This is a genomic window from Enterococcus sp. AZ091, assembly GCF_051714805.1.
GTDB lineage: Bacteria > Bacillota > Bacilli > Lactobacillales > Enterococcaceae > Enterococcus_D > Enterococcus_D gallinarum.
Genome location: NZ_JBIOSO010000001.1, coordinates 1992081 through 2013209, shown reverse-complemented (window position 1 = coordinate 2013209; position 21129 = coordinate 1992081). Strand labels below are relative to the sequence as shown.

Here is a 21129-nt window from a genome sequence, read left to right as displayed (position 1 = left end):
TTTTCTTCACTCCTTTACTTTTCTACAACTGCTACAATATCATCCGCAACTATTACATAATCAGTATGTCCCATTTCCCCGATTGCATATCCTCTGCCATAGAGTTTTGGATTAACAAGAGCAACTTTCTGTTCATATTTGAAATTTTTCTCACCTGCCTGCGCGGGAATTTCCACCACAACATTTTCTCCCTTCTGTACATCTGAAAACAGGTTATAACTTCGTTTGGCAATGACCTTACGATTCTGCTTGTCTCTTTCGGTGATAACTTCGCGTTCACCTGCAAATTCTAAATAACCGAATGTTTTTTCCATATTCGGTACAACATATTTTAATTCCATTATTTTACCCTCTTTTCTTTCTTTATTTCTTTTTATTTATTGATTTCATCTTTTCGCTTCATAAATTTTGGGCGGAGAGCGTATTTTTTCTCTTTTCATTTCTAACGCCCCCTAGTTTTTATCTTCTTGACGTTTCTTATGGAAACTGTAAGCAACAATACCTGTACCAGATACTAAAAGTAATCCCAGCAACCAGTAGAAATTAGTTGTATCTCCTGTCTTTGGAAGAGAAGTCTTTGGCACAGGATTTGGCTTTTCTGGTGTTTTTGGAGAAGGTGTCTTCGGTTTTTCTGGCTTCTCCTTCACTGTAACCGTCTGATTGCTATCCTTAATATCTTTATGCTCTGAAACTTTTTTCGGTTTATCTGGATTTGTAATATCATACAGTTCCTCAAAGGTTACAAGATTTTTTCCTCCAAGAGAAGAAGCATTGAATGTAAAGCTAATTTTTACTTCCATCTTTTCACTGTCAGCAACAAATTCATAAGAGTTTTCTACACGCTTTCCATTGATTATAAGTTCTGTATTTTCTTCTTTTACCATTTGCCAGCCAACAAGTTGATATTTTGTACCAGTTTCTAAGCCTTCTAAAGTAACAGTGTCTATGATAGTCACTTCTTTTCCTGCTTCAATTTCTTTTTTACCTTCTTTATCTGTTGCAGTAGTATGAATCTTAATGATACGTTCAGTAACTGATACTGTCTGTCCGTCATCTGAAATGTCTTTGTGTTCTGCAACCTTAACAGGTTCTTCTGGATTAGAAATGTCATACAGCTCCTCAAAAGTTACAATGTTCTTTCCTCCAAGAGCAGAAGCATTAAATGTAAAACTAATTTCTACTTCCATTTTTTCACTCTCAGCAACAAATTCATAAGAATTTTCTACACGCTTCCCATTGATCATAAGCTCTGTATTTTCTTCTTTCAGCATTTGCCATCCGACAAGTTGATATTTTATGCCAGCTTCTAAACCTTCTAAAGTAACAGTATCTACGATTGTCACTTCTTTTCCTGCTTTAATTTCTTTTTTCCCCTCTTTATCTGTGGCAGTAGTGTGAATGTTAATGATACGCTCAGTAATTGATACCGTCTGTCCATCATCTGAAATGTCTTTGTGTTCTGCAACTTTAACAGGTTCTTCTGGATCAGAAAGATCATATAATTCCTCAAAGGTTACAAGGTTCTTTCCACCAAGGGAAGAAGCATTAAATGTGTAAGAAATCTCAATATTCATAGCTTCATCATCAGCAACAAATGTATAATCATTTTCTACAGGTTTATCATCAATGATAAGTTCCGCATTTTCTTCTTTTACCATTTGCCAGCCTTTTAACTGATATTTTGTGCCTTTTTCCAGACCATCAAGTTTTACTGTATCTATAATAGTTACTTCTTTTCCAGCAACGATTGACTTTCCTCCATCTTTTCCTGTAGCAGTTGTATGAATGGAAATTTCCTTCTCATACTCATCTGTAAGTGTTCCTAAATCAACAACAGTTTTATTTTTAGAAATTACGATTTCAAATGGTGGAATGAGCTTAAAACCTTTATTACTTTCACAGCGTAATTCTTCAATCTCATAAGTGTCATAAAGTAATGCACCTTTTGTATCATCTGGTTCAGCAGTACCAAACCAGATACCATCTTCACTGCTCTTTCCTTCATTTGTATTCTGTTTATGAGACACCCAGTCTGATGAAGTCGAGAACTGTCCATTTTTATCTGTTACGATAATATGGCTTTCTCCTGTTGTTTTGCTTATAATCTTAAATGGAACATCTGCAAGGCGCTTATGTGTACCAGCACCAATTTTCACTCCTTCTATATCACCACGTTTCACTTGATTATAAATAGAATGAGCTTCATCTGTTAAATCAATGAGCTGTCCATTTTCTGTAATAGAAAATCCAATAGCCTTTGAGCCTTCTGTTAAATAGCCTTCTGGAGCGTTACTTTCTGAAATACTATAGTTTCCATATGGTAACAGTTCAGCAGAAGTAGAAGCCAGTCCCTCAATATTTGTATGAATCTTTTTTACCACTTCATTTTTCTTATAAAGTTTTCCTTCAACAAGTACCTTTTCATCATTTAATGATGTGATTTCAAATTCTGTATCTTTTAAAGTAGCACTTCCCTGTGGCTTTGTTTCACCTGTTTCCAAATCTCTTTTTTGAATTTTGACACCACCACGAATAACTTTGTCAGATACAGATACCTTATTACCACCAGATAATACAGCAGTCTCTCCATTATCTGTAATCTGTGTTAAATATAGACCTTTAATCTGTTCTTCACTGCCATTTACCTGTAAATAAGCACCTTCAAGTAAATAACCATTTGGAGCTTTTGTTTCTTCAACAGTCAATGTTCCCATTGGAAGAACAACTTTTTCATCCTGTAAATAAAAATCATCACCAGATACTTTGTAGGTATCAAATAAACGTGTCACATAATGAGTTAATCCATCACTATCTTTTTCACTTATTGTTTTTGTGATCCATGTTTTTGTAGCTTTATCTGGAAGATTATCCTTATTATAAAGACCATCATAATATTTCCATGTAAACTCTGCCCCTTCTAAAGAAGCATTTCCCTGTGCTGTTGCTTTTTTTATTTCCATATCAACTTTAAACAGTTCAATTAAAGGCTCTGCAACCTTTGGTGTATCTGATACTGTTAAAGTAGCTGTTTCACCAGCAGTAATAGTTAATGGATAGATTGTTGTATCTAATTGATAACCTGCTGGAGCAGATAATTCTTTCACATAGACTGTGCCAGCTGTCGCTTCTATCGTTTCAGTATTCCCATTGTGATCTGTCGTAAGAGTGGCAAGCTGTTTTGTACAGTCTTTATCAGAAAAGACGCCATAGGTTGCGCCAGCAATAGCGTATTGTTTATTTCCATCTGTAATGGTGGGATTTTTAGAAGTCTTTTTAAGAGTAGCTTTTCCTACATTTAACTTTGCCCAGAATTGTCCTAACTCCTGTCCTTCGCCAGAATAGATATATCCACCACATTCATAACGGTTCTTATTTTCATTGACGAAAGCCTTCGTATCAGAAAACACTTTATCTTGAATGTCCTTTGAAATTTCATTATAAGAAGCTCTGACATTATCACAATTCCATCCTAGATGAACACTCAGTCTCTGCCATACAACACACTGTTCTAACAAATATATTTGTTTTTCATTCAATTCTTTATTGGAATTACGATATTCTTTCAGATATTCTAGCGACAATGCAACATCTTTAATCTGTTCCTCACTCATACGAGTGCTTGCGTCTGCTCTTGTCTTATAACCATTCTTGAAATCTTCATTAATATCAATACAGTAAGCAGTTTCTCCTTCTACTGTCATTCTTCCTTCATTAAATGTCGATTCAATCGAACCATCATTCATTACTTTTTCAATAAAACCAACACGCTCTACTGATTCTGTCCAGTATTGCTTTTCAGAAGCATGAATACTTTGTGTTGGAATCGTGGTAAGAATACTTGTGAGAACAAGTACTCCTGTACATAATCTTTTTAATAGTTTTTTCATAAATTAAAAATCTCCTTTCACTTTTATATAAAAAATAGCCGTCCTATATAAGAACGACTGCCAATAGAAAAGGAATACTTTTTTAGTATCCCTTATATCTAAAATTATTTATTTTTTGTATCTCCACACTCTATATCAACAACTACTGAAACATTGATATAGTTTTTAATCTCTTTATTTCGGATTTTATCACCTTCATTTGTAAACACGATATGCTTGAAAAAGTGCCTAAAATTAAGGATTTCTACATAGTTCTTCGTTGTAGCAACACACAAGTCTCGATATGAGTGGTTTGTGGGAATAGATCAACTGGCTGGACTTGTTTTGTCACATAGCCTTCTTCTGCAAATAGCGCTAGGTCACGTGCTAGTGTGGCTGGGTTGCAAGAAATATAGACAATGCGCTCTGGCTTAACCGCAGCCGTTGTCTCGATAAAGCTAGCTTCTAGACCTTTTCTTGGCGGATCGACAAAGACAACAGTTGGCTGAATGCCTTCACGTAACCATTGAGGCATGATCTTCTCCGCTTTGCCTACAAAGTAATGAACATTTTCTAAGCCATTTCTCGCAGCATTTGCTTTGGCATCTTCGACCGCTTCAGCAACAACTTCCATTCCGAGAACTTCTTGGACACGATCAGCTAAACTGATTCCGATGGTTCCGATTCCGGCATATGCATCCACGACAATGTCATCCGGCTGTAGATCTGCTAATTCAAACGCTTTTTGATACATCACTTCTGTTTGGGCCGTATTGACTTGGTAGAAAGATTTGGCAGAGATTTGGAACGTCTTATCGAACAATTGGTCATCAATCGAAGATTTTCCATAAAGGACTTTCTCTGCATCACCCATGATGACATTGGTTTTTTCTTCATTGATATTTTGGATCACCGATACTACTTCAGGAAGCTCTTCATGAATGACTTCAGCAATCTCTTCTCCTTTGAAAAACTTCGCTTTTCGTGTGACTAAAACGACCATCATTTCTCCCGAGTGGTGTCCGCGACGGATCACAACGTGCCGTAAAAAGCCTTCGTGAGCTTCTTCGTTGTAGGCTTTGACGTTAAAACGCTGCAAAATGTTCCGCACGGTTACGATCGCTTGATCGATCGCCGGATCTTGGATATAGAAATCTTCGATTGGCACCAAGATATGACTATTTTTGCGGTAAAAACCAGTAGTCAACTGCCCTTTGATTTTTTGAACGGGAATTTGCGCTTTGTTGCGGTAACCAAAAGGTTGTTCCATGCCGATCGTAGGCAATACCTCAACTTGCGGCATTTTCGCGACTTTTGCTAAAACATTCTCTACTTGTTGTTGTTTGAATGCCAATTGTTTTTCGTACTTCAGATGACTCAAAGGTGCGATACCGGTTCGCAATAAATCTTCATTAGGCAACTCTTGACGATCTGGACTCGCTTGTAACAGTTTCATCACTTTGGCAAAACCGAATTTGTTGCCAACTTTCAAGACTTTGACTAGCGCACGTTCGCCGGGTAATGTGTTTTCAATAAAAAGTAAATAGCCATCGACTTTGGCGATGCCATTTCCTTCATGGGAAAGATCTAAAATATCGACTTCAAGCTCCTGGTTCTTCTTAACAGGATAATTTTTCATAGGTTTCTCCTTTGTGCTTGCTTTTCTCATTTTAAAAAGGAATCACTGAAATTGCAAGCGCTGTTTATTTCGATGGTGGCTCTTCGCCAACATTTTGAACAAAAAACATCCGAAGGACAGAATCGGCTGATTGCTTTTAGGCTCTGCGGCGAAGAGCCGCTGCACCACAAGAGCAATTCCTTTTCCATCCTTCGGAAAATCATCTACACGAGAAGTCTTAAACTTCCTTAGGTGTTTTATTTATCAGCTGTTTTTCTTTTTCTGTGATTTTTCCCGTTCGCTCTTGTTCAAGATTTGTTTTCTCAAACGAATGCTTTCTGGGGTTACTTCACAGTATTCATCATCGTTCAAGAATTCCAATGATTCTTCCAAAGAAAGAATGCGAGGTTTCTTGATAACGGATGTTTGGTCTTTGTTTGCTGAACGAACGTTAGTCATTTGTTTTGCTTTCGTGATATTAACGGTTAAGTCTTTGTCACGAGAGTTTTCACCAATGATCATTCCTTCGTATACTTCGGTACCTGGTTCAACAAAAACAGTTCCCCGTTCTTCAATACTCATGATCGAGTAAGTCGTTGCTTTACCTGTATCGATAGAAACAAGTGCGCCTTGATGACGACCACCGATTTGACCTTGGATCATTGGCAAATATTGATCGAAGGTGTGGTGCATGATGCCGTAACCGCGAGTCATAGATAAGAATTCTGTCGTATAACCGATCAATCCTCGAGCAGGTGCCAAGAAAATGATCCGCACTTGTCCATTTCCTGTATTGATCATGTCTTGCATTTCTGCTTTACGCATGCCCAATGATTCGATGACTGATCCCATGTATTCTTCCGGTGTATCGATTTGAACACGTTCAAATGGTTCACATTTCACGCCATCAATTTCACGTTCAATGACTTCTGGACGAGAAACTTGCAATTCAAAACCTTCACGACGCATATTTTCGATCAAGATCGACAAATGAAGTTCTCCACGGCCAGAAACGATCCATGAGTCAGGTCCAATTGGATCAACACGCAATGACACGTCTGTTTGCAATTGAGCCATCAAGCGCTCTTCGATTTTACGTGCTGTAACGAATTTTCCTTCACGACCAGCAAAAGGAGAATTGTTCACGATGAATGTCATTTGCAATGTTGGTTCATCAATATGCAGCACAGGTAATGAATCTTGGTGATCAATTGGTGTCACTGTTTCACCAACGAAGATATCTTCCATTCCGGAAACCGCGATCAAATCACCGGCTTTGGCTTCTTGGATCTCTAAACGTTTCAAACCAAAGAAACCGAAAAGTTTCGTTACACGAAATTTTTTGACTTCTCCATTTAATTTCATCAATGCAACTTGGTCGCCGACTTTGATTGATCCGCGGAAGACACGACCAATTCCGATACGTCCAACATAATCATTATAATCAAGCAATGATACTTGGAATTGCAAAGGTTCGTCACTGTTATCGATTGGTGCTGGAATGTGTTCAATGATCGTATCGAACAATGGCGCCATCGTTTTTTGCTGATCAGCTGGATCGTCTGATGCACTAGATGTACCGTTGATTGCAGAAGCGTAAATGACTGGGAAATCTAATTGGTCGTCATCTGCCCCTAATTCAATAAATAATTCCAACACTTCATCGACAACGTGTTCTGGACGAGCAGATGGTTTATCAATTTTGTTTACAACAACGATCGGCACTAAATGTTGTTCCAACGCTTTTTTCAATACAAAACGTGTTTGCGGCATCGTTCCTTCATACGCATCAACAACTAAGACAACACCGTCGACCATTTTCATGATTCGTTCCACTTCTCCACCGAAGTCCGCGTGTCCTGGGGTATCCATGATGTTGATTTTTGTGCCATTGTATTCAACGGCCGTATTTTTTGCTAAGATCGTGATACCACGTTCTTTCTCGATCGCATTTGAATCCATCGCCCGTTCTTGTAATTGGGTATGGCTATCTAACGTTTGGGATTGTTTCAATAATTCATCAACTAATGTAGTTTTTCCGTGGTCAACGTGGGCAATAATAGCGACGTTGCGGATATCATTTCTAATATTCAATTTATAAACTCCTTTTTTGGTGACATTGCACTCGACAAGCCATTATACCAGAATTTCTTTCTGAAATATAGTGCAAAGTTTTCATTTTTACAGAAAAAAACAGATACCCGTAGATATCTGCTCGTCATTTATTGATTTGCGATCGTCAATAATTCTTGAAATGCTGTTGGTGTGCCACCAATAAACAATTCCCGACCATCTAGAGCAAGTTCCTCTCCGGTGATATTCGCCATCTTCAAACCTAATGTTTCCATTAAGATACCGCCAGGGGCATAGTCCCATGGCGCTAGGTTGGAAATATAGCCTGCGCGCTGACCTAAGACCAGCGCAATCAATTCGATGCCCGCACAACCGGTCATCCGTACACCTAGTGCCCGTTCACTCATTTCGACTTCATGATGACGATTATGCATCAACATGGGCGCATTTAATCCGATCAATCCTTCCTCTAAAGCGATATCTTTCGGCGGATCGATTTTTTTTCCGTTGCAAAAGACCCCAATTTCCGGACCACCCCAAAGAAATTCATTTTTCATGACATTATAAACAAAGCCAAAACGTCCTTGGCCTTCTTCATATACAGCAATCATGATACAGAAATTCTCTTTTTCCAACACGAAATTCATGGTTCCGTCAATAGGATCAATGATAAATACTCGTCCACTAAAATCTGAAAGTCGATCTAAACCATTTTCTTCCCCTAGAATTTTTGCTTCTGGGTCAAAGGCTTGAATCTTCTCAATTAGAAAATCCTGCGTCGCCTTATCCAGTTCAGTCACCAAATCTTTCCGACCTGATTTTGTTTCAACGATCAGAGACTCTTTATTTAGGTTTTCTTTGATTTTTTCCCCTGCTGCAATCATCCAGCTATGGATTTCACTAACGATTTCTTGCATGGTTGATTTCTACTCCTTCATTTTCAGTTTACCGCTTGTCGTCTTGGCCGCTTGAACCGTTCGATACAATGAGTATCCGCTCAAGTCTTCGAAATCTCTGCCTAAACGGCGCTCTTCCCCAATACCTGGCACAACTTTCTTAAACTGCTGATAAGCTTCTAAAAACTCCGCTGCCGGGATCCCTTTCTCGTAGGCTTGTTCTAAGCGATCCCATAGATTCATTACAATAACCATTTCATCTGTTGACCAGTCCAGATCTAGAGGATATTGATAATCACGCATTTTAATCACCCCTATTCGTCCTATTCAGTGTACCATAAAAATACAAATTGGTCAGAGACTCTGTCGCAAAATAAAAGAGGACACCTCTCAATGAGAGATGCACCCCCTATTTAAAAAAATGAACGAATGTTTTGAAGAAGACCCCATGATGCCTAGGCTATATCGCCTTTTACAGACTTAATCGAGCTTAGTCCTAGCTCTAACTAAAATACGAGATACCTTAACTCATTCCACGTTGGTTCATTTAGATAGTTGTGCTAGAACTTCAGTAAAGTCTTTAACATAATAGCGTAGGTTTTTTCTTCCCTTAATAAGGATCGTATGTCCCTCGTTTTCCAAAGCGCTTTTTTGTTTCTCGATTCCGCCTGGATACTTAGGGTTTAACTCCCCATTCGCTTTTAATGTCCGCCAGAAAGGAATTTTATCTGTTTTTCTTTGTTCACTAGCCCATGCTGCGATGGAAACAAAAATACCCGCGGTGATTGGATCTGTGAAATCGGCGCCATACCTTTCTGCCAGATACTCGCGAATCTTACTAATCGTCATCACTTGGCCTAATGGGATACGCCCCATGATTTGATTGTAATCCACTGGAGGAGCCAAAAGCATTCTCTTTCCCCCATATTTCTCAATACTCTTTTCATCTGTGATTTGCTTGATTTTCGGCATTCCTTTCGTCTCATGGAGCATCTTATTGAAATCTTTCTTTTTTTCATCGACCATACTAGTCCCTCCTTTACTTTCAAAGTACCGCCTTCTAAATCAAACTGCAATGAGAAGCTTCAAATTATTTTGAAAAAGCATGCAAAAATAAAAAATTCTTGATGATCTGAACGGATTTCCACCAATTCACGCTGATATAAAACTTTGTATATTCTGTGCCCCATTGCCATGGAATAGGGAAAGAACCATCTTCTAGCTGGTTCTCTGAGATTTTAGCGGCTTCTTGCTGACAAAGTTCTTTATCAAAAATGGTGAGCAGTTGTTCTTTCGAGAAAAAAAGTCCGATGGTTTGCTGGTGTAAGAAGTGAACCATTCTTCTGGGTCTTTCGAGACGGTTTGACGAATTTGTTGGCACAACACTTCTTGAAAATTTATGTTCTCCAAAAGAGGTTGATCATGTGTTTTTTTACAATAGTTTAGCATTTCCAATTAAACGACTAATGTATGCCTATCATCGTTGTCTCATTGAGAAAGCTTCAATGGCGGTTTGAAGGATTCCCTCCGTTTGTTGAGATAAACCAGTAGCTTCCACGCGGATGATCATACCAGCAAAACTCACGGTGGGATTATTAGCCGGCACACCTACAGGACTCTCCCACCAGATGGCATGGGGGTAAAAGCAGTCGGAGGTACTTGGTTCCGCCATTTCCCTTCAGAAAAATCTTTCCCACTGGACAACTACCTCAAGATCCCCTGTATTATAGGATTTTTAGCATCAAGGCAATTGATCTCTCATAAAATACTGCAGGCAGCTCACGCCGCAATCGGGGTGCTGTTGGGTTTCCAATTGTCTGGCTCTAAGCCGTGACCAAAGCCGCCATCCTCGTTTTGATAGACCTCTAACATCTGTAAAACATTCTCTCGGTTACCGTCTTCAAAATAAACCTGCCAGCGTTCAAGTTCCAATGGACGTACATTCTGGTAAATAGATTGTCTAGCTTTTTCAAAAGGTTCCCTATTTTCACGCTCCTATTCAGTCTTGTTCAGATCTGTTCAGACTTGTTAAGGCTTGCTAAGACTTATTGGTTACTTTGATTATGACCTAATTTATTATTCGTTACAAAGCTTACACTGCTAAAACTATCCCTTCATTGATCTTCTATTTTCTTTAACGACTGCTTTTTTTACTCTTGCGGCTAAACTTTACAGATAAATGCTAGTCGTCTTTCTTCAAAAGCATTCTTTTGGTGTTTCCTTTTCCTTGATGTTACAGTAAGAATAGCAAGAATAAAGGAGGATTTCATTTGCGCTTAGAAAATAAAAAAATCATCGCGTTAGTCGACAATGATTTCGAGGATTTAGAGCTTTGGTACCCTGTTCACCGTTTGCGAGAAGAAGGCGCTCAAGTGGATTTAGTTGGCGAAGAAGCCCATAAAAGCTATAAAGGAAAATACGGAGTTCCTGCAGAATCCGCGTTTGCTTTTGACGACATCCATGTGGCTGATTATGATGCCATCTTAGTCCCTGGCGGTTGGGCACCGGATAAACTGCGCCGATTCCCACAAGTCATTTCTTTTGTTCAAGCAATGGACAAAGAAGAAAAAGTCATTGGTCAAATATGTCATGCCGGCTGGGTCTTGATTTCCGCGAATATATTGCAAGGAAGAAAAGTGACTAGCACCCCTGGCATAAAAGACGATATGACAAACGCCGGAGCTACTTGGGTGGATACACCAGTTATCACCGACGGTCACATCGTTTCAAGCCGTAGACCACCTGACCTGCCCGATTATATGCGGGAATTCATCGCTGTTTTAGAAAAGAAATAACCCGGCTAGGCTGATTCACTTTAACGAAAAAGAGTGGCGATGATTGTTCGCCACTCTTTTTCGTTATCATTTTTGAACATTGCTCTAGCTATTTTTGTCATTCCTTGTCTGCTATTCGGAAAGATCGGAAACAACAGAGGCCTTTGGCAGCTTACGGATCCCCCATAGCGTCAATAACGCTCCAATCAAAGCAAAGCACGTGCCGCACAATAACATCTGCCAGACACCGAAGTTCTGTAAAAGGCTGCCGCCTAAGATATTCCCCAGCACACCGCCTAATGTCGTCGCAATAATGATCAGCGTTTGTCCAAATACCCGATCTTCATCTGCCAATACGTGATTGAAGAGATAAGCAGACGCTGGGATAAATAAAGCAAAACTAAAGCCCTGCAATAGGTGTGTCATTTCCATCATAACAATCGTGCTGGTAAGCAACATCATTACTCCTCTGACTGCAAATGCGATACTAGAAAACAAAAGCCAAAACTTGCTGGACTTTCTTTTGACCAAACGTTCGAAGAATATCATTCCTGGCAACTCGCATAATGCAGCAATCATTAATGAAATTCCTACTTCTTTGCTGCCGCCTCCGATCGAAGCAAAAATCTGTGCCAAGAAGCTATTGATCATTGTGTGAAAGCTGAACAGAAAACTGAATCCTATGAATAACAAAAGTAAAAATGGATATTTTTTTCCTAACCCATCCGAATGCTTCTCTTCTATCTTCAACGGCAGAACCCTTGTCTTCACTGTGGGCAGCAAAAGTAAGAGGACAAAAAACAGTCCTGCTTCTACTAATGCCATTATTGGGAGAAGCGCAGCCGAATAGCTCGCCAACAACTGCCCTAATAAGAAAGAGGTTGCGGCATATCCTAGTGAACCACCTGCTCTCGAAAAACCAAAATTAATCCCATAGCCGGTGTTCACATACTCAAATGCAAGAGGATTGATAAATGACTGCATGGAAACTAGCACGATTGCACCAATGATAAAACTGATAATCGTCAGTGCTGGCAGTAATAACCCTACTAGAAGAGCGATAATCAGGCTCAGTGTCATCCCTTTTAGGACAGCAATCAAGGGAATCCTTTTTCTTTTAATGATCACTTGACTGATGAAAGGCTGAAGCGCGGCTGAAAAAATATTGATAAGTGCTAAGATCCCACCGATTTTTGCTGGATCGATCTTAAAATAAATCAGAAATAATGTGGCAAATCCATAAATTGAACAAAACATCATCCAATAAAGAAATTGCAGACTTGTATAATAGAGACGAATCGTTTTCCCACCCAATTGTTTACGCATACAATCCCCGCCTTCATCCGTTTTAGATAGCAACTTAATATAGCATAATTCAGACAGATTTGCTACAGCAATCAAGTAGGCAATCGCCAGTATTTTATGCCATTCACTGATACTTGATCCCATAAAAAAACTCGCTCATCGAAAGGATGAACGAGTCTTCTATCATTAAATATGGATTGGTAAGCCTAATGCCAACTCAGCAGCATCCATGGTGATCTCACCTAAAGATGGATGTGGGTGGATCGTTAACGCGATATCTTCTGCGTTCATACCTGATTCGATTGCAAGAGCCAATTCTGAAACCATGTCACTTGCACCTAAACCAGCGATTTGCGCACCGATGATCACATTGTCTTCTACTGTTGTTACTAAGCGGATAAATCCTTCTGTTTTACCAAGAGACAATGCACGACCATTTCCAGAGAATGGGAATTTGTAAGCTTTCGCTTCAATTCCAGCATCTTTTGCATCTTTGATCGTCATACCGACAGAAGCTAATTCTGGATCAGTAAAGGCAACCGCTGGCATTGCTTTATAATCAACAGCAACTTTTTTACCAGAAATGGCTTCAGCAGCAATTTTTGCTTCATAACTTGCTTTATGAGCAAGTGCTGCACCAGGCACGATATCTCCGATTGCAAAGATGTTTGATACGTTCGTACGGCCTTGTTTGTCGACTGTGATCAATCCACGTTCGCCAACTTCAACACCGGCTTGCTCTAAGCCCATGTCATCTGTATTCGGACGTCGACCAACTGTAACCATCACATAGTCAGCTGTCACTGATTCTTCTTTGCCATCAACAGCGTATTTAACCGTTACACTATCGCCATTATCAACAGCTTCTTTAGCCATTGCATTAGTAACGATCGTTACACCTTTTTTAGCGAAGTCTTCTTCAACTAATTTAACCATATCTTTTTCATAAGTTGGCAAAATTTGAGGAGAACCTTCAAGAATCGTTACTTCTGCTCCAAGGTTTGCATAAGCAGCACCAAGTTCAGAACCGATGACACCGCCACCGATAACAACGAATTTTTTAGGCACTTCTTTCAATGCCAATCCGCCAGTAGAATCAAGCACACGTCCACCGAATTTGAAACCAGGGATTTCAATTGGGCGAGAACCTGTCGCGATGATTGCATTGTTGAAAGAATAAGTTTGAGCTGAATCAGGATGAATCACACGTAATGTGTGATCATCAACAAAGAAAGCTTCCCCTTCAATTGTTTCAACTTTGTGTTTTTTCAATAGGAAGCCAACACCTGAAGTCAATGTTTTCACAACTTTGTTGTCTTTCCATTCTTGTGTTTTAGCAAAATCAAGTGATACGTTTTCGCTTGTTACACCAAACATTGTCGAATCTAGTGATTCTTGGTAATGATGTCCTGCTGCAATCAATGCTTTTGAAGGGATACAACCAACGTTCAAACAAACACCGCCAATGTATTCTCTTTCAATGATCGCAACTTTTTGTCCCATTTCCGCTGCGCGGATGGCAGCTACATAGCCGCCAGGTCCCGCACCGATTACAACTGTATCTAATTCAACAGCAAAATCTCCAACTACCATTTGTTAATCATCCTTCCATCATTAATAGCTCTGGATCAGCTAATAGACGTTTGATATTATTCATTGCTTGTTGCGCTGTTGCACCATCAACGATTCGGTGGTCAAAGCTCAATGAAAGTTTCATTACGCGGCCGACAACGATTTCGCCCTCAGCATTGACGATTGGTTGTTGCGCGATTGTACCAACACCCAAGATAGCTACTTCAGGGTAGTTGATTACTGGTGTGAACCAGCCACCTCCTACAGAACCAATGTTACTGATAGTGATCGTTCCGTTGCGCATGTCATCTGCAGAAAGTTTGCCGTCATGAGCAAGTTTAGCTTTTTCGTTGATTTCATCAGCGATAGCAAACATTCCTTTGCGGTCTGCATCTTTGACATTTGGTACATATAACCCATGATCCGTATCCGTAGCAATACCGATATTGTAGTAGTTTTTGTACACAATTTCTTGTTTTGCATCATCGATTGAAGCATTCAAGATAGGGAATTTTTTGACTGTAGCAGTCAATGCTTTTACAACATATGGCAAGAAAGTAAGTTTTGTGCCATTGGCAGCAGCAACTTCTTTAAATTTCTTACGATTATCCCAAAGATTTGTTACTTCTACTTCATCATGCAATGTTACATGAGGTGCTGTATGTTTGCTGTTGACCATTGCTTTCGCAATTGCTTTACGTGTCGGAGTTAATGCTACACGTTCTTCTAAATCACCCAAGTTAGACTTGAAGGCTTTAGCTGGTGCTGCTGGTTTGCTTTCAGCTGCTGGTGCTTGCGCTTCTTCTTTTGCTGGAGCTGCTGCTTCTGCAGTTGCTGAAGCTCCGCCACCAGATAGGAAGTTCTCAATGTCTTCTTTTGTCACGCGGCCACCTTTGCCAGTTGCAGTTACTTGTGTGATGTCGACATCTTTTTCACGAGCAAATTGACGGACAGAAGGCATTGCTAATACACGTTTGTTTGGATCAGCAGCTTCAACGACACTTGCTGAGCCAGAAGTTTCAACTTTTTCTGGCGCTGCAGTTGGCGCTGCAGAACTAGCAGCTGGTGCACTGTTGTGTCCTGGAGCATCGATTTCTACTAATACATCACCAACATTAGCAACTGTTCCTTCTGATACAAGGATATTTTTTACAGTACCTGTGACTGGGGATGGGATTTCTTCAACTGATTTGTCGTTTTGAACTTCCAATAAAGTATCATCTTCATTGATGGTGTCGCCAGCTTTAACGAACCATTTTACGATTTCGCCTTCTGCAATTCCTTCACCGATATCTGGTAATTTGAATTGGAATACGCCTTCGCCTTCTGAAGAACCAGCAGATGCAGATTCCGTTGTTGGAACAGCAGCTGGTTGTGCAGGAGTTTGGGCTTGCGCTGCCACACCTGCATCTCCTTCATTGTCTTCATGGCCAGGTGCATCGATTTCTACTAATACATCACCAACATTGGCAACTGTTCCTTCTGATACAAGGATATTTTTTACAGTACCTGTGACTGGAGATGGGATTTCTTCAACTGATTTGTCATTTTGAACTTCCAATAAAGTGTCATCTTCATTGATGGTATCGCCGGGTTTAACGAACCATTTTACGATTTCGCCTTCTGCGATCCCTTCACCGATATCCGGTAATTTAAATTGAAATGCCATTTTCTATTCTTCCCTTCTTCAACTATTAAAAGTTCACGATTTCTTTCACTTTGTCTTCGATATCTTTAGCATTTGGCAACCAGATATTTTCTGCTTGACCGAATGGGAAGATTGTATCTGGAGCAGATACACGTCCAATTGGTGCTTCTAATGAAAGAACCGCACGTTCAGAAATTTCAGAAACGACTTGAGCGCCTACGCCTGCTTGTTTTTGAGCTTCTTGAACAACAACCACACGACCTGTTTTTTCAACAGATTTAATGATTGTTTCCACATCAAGAGGAGCAACTGTACGCAAATCGATAATTTCAGCATTGATGTTTTCTTTTGCTAAGTTATCCGCTGCTTTGATTGCTTCACGAACCATTGCACCATAAGTGATGATCGATACGTCTGTTCCTTCACGAGTCACCGCTGCTTTATCCAATGGAACTTCATACGCTTCTTCTGGCACTTCTTCACGGAATGAACGGTAAAGTTTCATATGTTCTAAGAAAACAACAGGATCATTGCTGCGAATAGAAGCAATTAACAATCCTTTTGCATCGTATGGGTTTGATGGAATCACGACACGGATACCTGGTGATTGAGCAATCAATCCTTCCAAGTTATCTGAGTGCAATTCTGGTGTATGCACACCACCACCAAATGGTGAACGAATCGTAATTGGCAAGTTGCGTGTGCCGCCCATACGGTAGCGAGTACGTGCCATTTGTCCAACGATTTCATCAAATGTTTCAAAAACGAATCCGAAGAATTGAATTTCTGGAACTGGACGGAAACCTTCTAGTGCTAAACCAAAAGCTAAACCGCCGATACCAGATTCAGCAAGAGGGGTATCGAAAACACGATCTTCACCGAATTTTTCTTGTAAACCTTCTGTTGCCCGGAAAACCCCGCCGTTTTTACCGACGTCTTCACCAAAGACTAAAATTTCTTTGTCGTTTTCCATTTCAACAGCTAAGGCATCTGTAATTGCTTGAATCATTGTTTTTTGTGCCATGACTATTTCGACTCCTTCGCTTCGTAAGTTGCAATTTGTTCTTTAATGTTTTGAGGTTGTACTTCAAACATATTTTTCAAGAAATCTGAAACTTTTTGTTTAGGTACACGGTCAGCTTCAGCGATTGCAGCTTTGATTTCTTCTTTAGTTTGTTCAATGATTTGTTCTTCTTTTTCTTCAGACCATAGTCCTTTTTCAGTCAAGTACGTACGGAAGCGAACCAATGGGTCTTTTTGTTGCCATTCGCTGTCCATATCTTTTGAACGGTAACGCGTTGGGTCATCCCCTGATAATGTGTGTGGACCATAACGGTAAGTCAATGTTTCAATCAAAACTGGTCCATTGCCATTTGCTGCCCATTCACGAGCTGCTTTTGAGACAGTGTAAACTGCTAATGGATCCATACCATCCACTTGGATTCCTGGGATACCAGCTGCAGCTGCTTTTTGAGCTAATGTTGGCGCAGCACTTTGAACTTCACGAGGTGTTGAAATCGCAAAACCGTTGTTTTGGATGTAGAATACAGCGTTTGCATGGTAAGCACCAGCAAAGTTGATTGCTTCATAGAAGTCCCCTTGTGAAGAACCGCCATCACCTGTATAAGTGAAGACAACATTTTTCTTGTTGCGCTTTTTCAGACCAAGAGCTACACCAGCAGCTTGCACGTATTGCGCACCGATAATGATTTGTGGTGGTAAAGCTTGCAAGTCTTCTGGATAAAGGTTTCCAGCTACGTGTCCGCGAGACCATAAGAACGCTTCTTTCAATGGAAGGCCGTGTTGGATCAATTGAGGGACATCACGGTAACCAGGTAAAAGCACATCTTCTTTTTCAAATGCAAAATGACTTGCTAATTGACTTGCTTCTTGACCAGCTGTTGGCGCGAAGAAACCTAGACGACCTTGACGGTTTAACGCAGTAGAGCGTTGGTCTAATACACGGGACCATACCATGCGAGTCATCAACTCGACTAATTCGTCGTCACTTAGATCAGGTACTAAATCTGGATTTACGATTTTTCCGTCTTTATCTAATGCTTGATAAGTTGGAAAATCTGCATTGACTTGCTCCAAAATTGCTTGGAAATCAAGTGCTTTTTGTTTTTTTGCCATCTTGACACACTTTCCTCTCTGATATAAAAATTCACTTTCGAATGTAACAGGGATAAAATCTGTATCATCGAAAAATCATTTACTACTATAAATTATCATTTAAACGAGAATAAGACAAGTGAAAAGGTATTTTTTTTTAATAAAACGATTCCCATTAGACCAACTCTTAAGAAACGATTAGTGAAAACAATCACATTTAAGCAATCGCTTTCTTGCTTTGCTCCTTATTAAATTCTTTTTTTCTTTTAAGAATAGTACAGACTTCGCCTTTTAACTAAACAGAAACGTAACACCTCGAGGACTTTCCCTTGTGAATGTTCCGACTTAGTAAAATTAGTTTTTTTTGATAATGAGAAAAAATAATACAGAATAGAATAAAAAAGAAACAGATAGCATAAAAGTTAAAATCTTTTATGACTATCCGTTTCTTTTCTCAGATCCACTCTTTTGTATAATGGATATAGATTCTCTTAGCTACTTCTACGCTTACCAGGTGGGCAAGAATAATGCCGACAAACCATGGCCAGTAAGAAGATGGTAGCGCTGCAAAATCAAAGACTGTGTGCAGCGACGACAAGATAATACCGAAACCTACCAAAATCGCAAGAACGCTTGACAGTAAGACTGCTGGCGATGCGATACTTTGGAAAAATGGCAGTTTACGCGTCCGGACCATATGCACGACTAATGTTTGCGTCACAAGACCGATCATGAACCAGCCGGCTTGGAACAGCGCTTGTTCTTGAATGGTATTTGCTTGGAACACATGCCACATCACGAAGAATGTCAAGATATCAAAAATACTGCTGACTGGTCCAATGCTTACGGTGAATTTCAATAAGCCTCTGACTTGCCACTTGACTGGTTTTTCTAGTTCTTCCACATCCACATTATCCCAAGGAATAGTCAACTGTGCCATATCATAGACTAGATTTTGCACCAGCAATTGAATAGAAAGCATTGGCAAGAAAGGCAAGAATGCACTAGCGACAAGGATCGAAAAAACATTCCCAAAGTTTGAACTCAATGTCATCTTGATGTATTTCATCATGTTTGTGAAAACTTTACGGCCTTCAATGACCCCTTTATCTAACACATTCAAGCTTTTTTCTAATAAAATGATCGAACTTGCGTCTTTGGTAATGTCTGCGGCCGTATCTACAGAAATACCGACATCAGCAGCCCGTAGTGCAGGCGCATCATTGATTCCATCTCCCATAAATCCGACAGTATGACCATCGGCTTGCAGCGACTGAATGATGCGTGACTTTTGCATAGGATTCAACTTAGCAAATAGATTGACCGCTTCTGCTTTTTCAGCCAATTCTTCATCAGAGAGACGATCAACGTCTATCCCTAGAAGATAGTCGTTCACTTCGATCCCCACATCTTTACACACCTTTTGCGCCACGATCGCATTGTCACCAGTCAAAACTTTCACGTTGACACCATGACCATGTAATGAAGCAATAGCTGTTTTTGCGGACTCTTTCGCTGGGTCTAAAAAGCCCATGAATCCGATCATGATCATATCTTGTTCATCTTCAACTGTGTAGACGGCTTCTGCGTGAGCATCTCGCTTGATTGCTACTGTTAGGACACGCATGCCCTGTTTGTTCAAGCGGTGATTTACCTCACGAAGTTTTTCTCTTAATTCATCTGTCAATTCCAGAACTTGTCCGTTGACTTCCACGTATTTGCAGACTTTCTCCATTTCCTCAGCAGCACCTTTTGTGACCATGATCTGGTGCCCATCTGCTTTGACAACCACTGTTAAACGCCGGCGGGAAAAGTCAAAGGGGATTTCATCCACTTTGATGACTTCTTGATAAGGCGCTTGGCGCTCTGTATCTTCGAAGTAGTTCAATACCGCAATATCCATCAAATTTTTCCAACCTGTTTGATAGTAGGAATTCAAATAGGTCATATCCAACACTTGTTGGTCTTCTTTACCAAACGGATTCAAATGCTGCACTAATACGACGCGATCTTCAGTGATCGTGCCGGTTTTATCCGTACATAAAACGTCCATACTGCCCAAGTTTTGAATCGAAGGCAATTCTTTGACGATCACTTTTTCTTTAGCTAACGACATGGCACCTTTTGCCAAATTACTTGTGACGATCATTGGTAACATTTCCGGAGTCAAGCCAACAGCTACAGCGATTGCGAAGAAAAGGGCTTCTCCCCAGTCGCCTTTTGTCAATCCATTGATCAAAAAGACGATGGGAAACAAAACCATTACCATTCGCAGCAACAATTTACTGACTTTCGTCAAACCATCCTCAAAAGTAGTCTTTCCTCGTTTTGACGTTGCATTTTTGGCAATATCACCAAAAAAAGTACTTTGACCGGTTTTTAAAATAATTGCTTTACCTTGTCCACTAAGGACATCCGTTCCCATGAAAACCAAATCTTGCATATCTAATGCGGAAATCGTTTCTTTAGAATCTTTGATCCCAGCATCGACAAATTTTTCCACCGGCATAGATTCTCCGGTCAGAGAAGATTGATTGATAAATAAATCTTTTGTCCAAATCAAAATAGCATCTGCCGGAATCATATCCCCGGTTGCCAATGTCACGATGTCTCCTGGTACGACTTCATCCATCGGAATCTCGATCGTTTCGCCGTCTCGAGTGACAGAACATGTATTTTCAATTAATTCTTTTAAGGCCAAACTTGCTTTTTGCGAACGATATTCTTGCACGAATGTGATCGTAACACTTGCTAAGATCATGATTCCCATCACGACCACTGCTTCATAATCACCTGTGAAAAAAGAAATGACCATCAGCAAAGCCAAAACTAATACAAAAGGATCTTTGAAAGCACTTAAAAACATCAGCCAAGCAGGTGTTGGTTTTTGTGCATCTACTTGGTTTGGTCCATATTCGTCCAGACGTTCTGCTGCATCCTCTTTTGATAGTCCATTAAACGAAGTCCGCATTTCCATCAGCAACTCTCTTTCCGAAAGTTGTGCAAGTAATTTTAATTCTTGATCTTTAGATAATTTTTTTAACATCTTCTTTTCCTCCTATAACTAGGAGTTGCATTTGCTACCCCTAGCATTCTTTTTATTGTTCATCTGGGGACTGGGGTATTCCATGTTCATCTTCCTCTCTGTTTATCAAGCAAGAAACTCTGGATCATGCAGAAGTGTTGGTCAAAAATAAAGGCAGTCAGCAATTGTCTTGCAGCACCTCATAAAGGTCTATATGTATCAGCTAAAATAAAGGCA

At 40.0% G+C, this 21129-nt stretch carries 17 protein-coding genes; 1 reads left to right on the top strand and 16 read right to left on the bottom strand.

Going from position 1 to position 21129, the window contains the following annotated elements; genetic code table 11:
* Positions 1 to 14: 14 nt before the first annotated feature.
* The 10 genes from IGJ28_RS10005 to IGJ28_RS09960 all read right to left on the bottom strand — a co-directional run bounded on the left by IGJ28_RS10005 (position 15) and on the right by IGJ28_RS09960 (position 10385).
* Positions 15 to 341, bottom strand: coding sequence for a YdcP family protein (locus tag IGJ28_RS10005; protein ID WP_321041413.1), 327 nt, complete (start codon positions 339 to 341; stop codon positions 15 to 17).
* A 111-nt stretch (positions 342 to 452) separates the two neighbouring features.
* Positions 453 to 3887, bottom strand: a complete 3435-nt coding sequence (locus tag IGJ28_RS10000) for a VaFE repeat-containing surface-anchored protein (RefSeq protein ID WP_438845353.1) — start codon at positions 3885 to 3887, stop codon at positions 453 to 455.
* 244 nt (positions 3888 to 4131) lie between these two features.
* A complete protein-coding gene (gene rlmD, locus IGJ28_RS09995; RefSeq protein ID WP_438845352.1) occupies positions 4132 to 5505 on the bottom strand; it encodes a 23S rRNA (uracil(1939)-C(5))-methyltransferase RlmD in 1374 nt (457 codons plus the stop codon).
* Positions 5506 to 5748: 243 nt separating this feature from the next.
* Complete coding sequence (typA, locus tag IGJ28_RS09990; RefSeq protein WP_003127228.1) at positions 5749 to 7578, bottom strand: translational GTPase TypA; 1830 nt, start codon at positions 7576 to 7578, stop codon at positions 5749 to 5751.
* 128 nt (positions 7579 to 7706) lie between these two features.
* Positions 7707 to 8474, bottom strand: coding sequence for an inositol monophosphatase family protein (locus IGJ28_RS09985; protein WP_003127227.1), 768 nt, complete (start codon positions 8472 to 8474; stop codon positions 7707 to 7709).
* Positions 8475 to 8483: 9 nt separating this feature from the next.
* Entirely contained in the window at positions 8484 to 8756 is a 273-nt protein-coding gene (locus tag IGJ28_RS09980) for a UPF0223 family protein (RefSeq protein ID WP_060814865.1), read from the bottom strand.
* Positions 8757 to 8996: 240 nt separating this feature from the next.
* Positions 8997 to 9479, bottom strand: a complete 483-nt coding sequence (locus IGJ28_RS09975; protein ID WP_060814866.1) for an MGMT family protein — start codon at positions 9477 to 9479, stop codon at positions 8997 to 8999.
* A 64-nt stretch (positions 9480 to 9543) separates the two neighbouring features.
* A complete protein-coding gene (locus tag IGJ28_RS09970) occupies positions 9544 to 9792 on the bottom strand; it encodes a hypothetical protein (RefSeq protein WP_231496592.1) in 249 nt (82 codons plus the stop codon).
* Positions 9793 to 9930: 138 nt separating this feature from the next.
* Entirely contained in the window at positions 9931 to 10125 is a 195-nt protein-coding gene (locus IGJ28_RS09965; protein ID WP_003127223.1) for a hypothetical protein, read from the bottom strand.
* Positions 10126 to 10232: 107 nt separating this feature from the next.
* Positions 10233 to 10385: a hypothetical protein gene (locus IGJ28_RS09960; RefSeq protein ID WP_252711873.1), complete on the bottom strand. Its 153-nt coding sequence runs from the start codon at positions 10383 to 10385 to the stop codon at positions 10233 to 10235.
* A 338-nt stretch (positions 10386 to 10723) separates the two neighbouring features.
* On the opposite strand from IGJ28_RS09960, the gene IGJ28_RS09955 reads away from it, so the two are divergent.
* Positions 10724 to 11248 carry a type 1 glutamine amidotransferase domain-containing protein gene (locus IGJ28_RS09955; protein ID WP_003127221.1) on the top strand — a complete coding sequence of 175 codons (525 nt, stop codon included), beginning with the start codon at positions 10724 to 10726 and terminating at the stop codon, positions 11246 to 11248.
* A gap of 111 nt (positions 11249 to 11359) precedes the next feature.
* On the opposite strand, the gene IGJ28_RS09950 is transcribed toward IGJ28_RS09955, so the two are convergent.
* The 6 genes from IGJ28_RS09950 to mgtA all read right to left on the bottom strand — a co-directional run bounded on the left by IGJ28_RS09950 (position 11360) and on the right by mgtA (position 20913).
* Complete coding sequence (locus IGJ28_RS09950) at positions 11360 to 12553, bottom strand: MFS transporter (protein WP_252711896.1); 1194 nt, start codon at positions 12551 to 12553, stop codon at positions 11360 to 11362.
* A gap of 165 nt (positions 12554 to 12718) precedes the next feature.
* Positions 12719 to 14125 carry a dihydrolipoyl dehydrogenase gene (gene lpdA / locus IGJ28_RS09945; protein ID WP_003127217.1) on the bottom strand — a complete coding sequence of 469 codons (1407 nt, stop codon included), beginning with the start codon at positions 14123 to 14125 and terminating at the stop codon, positions 12719 to 12721.
* A 7-nt stretch (positions 14126 to 14132) separates the two neighbouring features.
* Positions 14133 to 15773, bottom strand: coding sequence for a dihydrolipoyllysine-residue acetyltransferase (locus tag IGJ28_RS09940; RefSeq protein ID WP_041120264.1), 1641 nt, complete (start codon positions 15771 to 15773; stop codon positions 14133 to 14135).
* A 25-nt stretch (positions 15774 to 15798) separates the two neighbouring features.
* Positions 15799 to 16776, bottom strand: a complete 978-nt coding sequence (locus IGJ28_RS09935) for an alpha-ketoacid dehydrogenase subunit beta (RefSeq protein ID WP_003127215.1) — start codon at positions 16774 to 16776, stop codon at positions 15799 to 15801.
* A gap of 2 nt (positions 16777 to 16778) precedes the next feature.
* Positions 16779 to 17888: a pyruvate dehydrogenase (acetyl-transferring) E1 component subunit alpha gene (pdhA, locus tag IGJ28_RS09930; RefSeq protein ID WP_003127214.1), complete on the bottom strand. Its 1110-nt coding sequence runs from the start codon at positions 17886 to 17888 to the stop codon at positions 16779 to 16781.
* Positions 17889 to 18321: 433 nt separating this feature from the next.
* Positions 18322 to 20913, bottom strand: a complete 2592-nt coding sequence (gene mgtA, locus IGJ28_RS09925; RefSeq protein WP_438845351.1) for a magnesium-translocating P-type ATPase — start codon at positions 20911 to 20913, stop codon at positions 18322 to 18324.
* Between the last annotated feature and the right edge of the window lie 216 nt (positions 20914 to 21129).

Bases quoted from the DNA above. Each gene is read 5' to 3' on its own strand.
- IGJ28_RS10005 (WP_321041413.1), bottom strand. From the start codon at position 341: ATGGAATTAAAATATGTTGTACCGAATATGGAAAAAACATTCGGTTAT.
- IGJ28_RS10000 (WP_438845353.1), bottom strand. From the start codon at position 3,887: ATGAAAAAACTATTAAAAAGATTATGTACAGGAGTACTTGTTCTCACA.
- rlmD (WP_438845352.1), bottom strand. From the start codon at position 5,505: ATGAAAAATTATCCTGTTAAGAAGAACCAGGAGCTTGAAGTCGATATT.
- IGJ28_RS09985 (WP_003127227.1), bottom strand. From the start codon at position 8,474: ATGCAAGAAATCGTTAGTGAAATCCATAGCTGGATGATTGCAGCAGGG.
- IGJ28_RS09980 (WP_060814865.1), bottom strand. From the start codon at position 8,756: ATGCGTGATTATCAATATCCTCTAGATCTGGACTGGTCAACAGATGAA.
- IGJ28_RS09975 (WP_060814866.1), bottom strand. From the start codon at position 9,479: ATGGTCGATGAAAAAAAGAAAGATTTCAATAAGATGCTCCATGAGACG.
- IGJ28_RS09970 (WP_231496592.1), bottom strand. From the start codon at position 9,792: ATGGTTCACTTCTTACACCAGCAAACCATCGGACTTTTTTTCTCGAAA.
- IGJ28_RS09965 (WP_003127223.1), bottom strand. From the start codon at position 10,125: ATGGCGGAACCAAGTACCTCCGACTGCTTTTACCCCCATGCCATCTGG.
- IGJ28_RS09950 (WP_252711896.1), bottom strand. From the start codon at position 12,553: ATGCGTAAACAATTGGGTGGGAAAACGATTCGTCTCTATTATACAAGT.
- lpdA (WP_003127217.1), bottom strand. From the start codon at position 14,125: ATGGTAGTTGGAGATTTTGCTGTTGAATTAGATACAGTTGTAATCGGT.
- IGJ28_RS09940 (WP_041120264.1), bottom strand. From the start codon at position 15,773: ATGGCATTTCAATTTAAATTACCGGATATCGGTGAAGGGATCGCAGAA.
- IGJ28_RS09935 (WP_003127215.1), bottom strand. From the start codon at position 16,776: ATGGCACAAAAAACAATGATTCAAGCAATTACAGATGCCTTAGCTGTT.
- pdhA (WP_003127214.1), bottom strand. From the start codon at position 17,888: ATGGCAAAAAAACAAAAAGCACTTGATTTCCAAGCAATTTTGGAGCAA.
- mgtA (WP_438845351.1), bottom strand. From the start codon at position 20,913: ATGTTAAAAAAATTATCTAAAGATCAAGAATTAAAATTACTTGCACAA.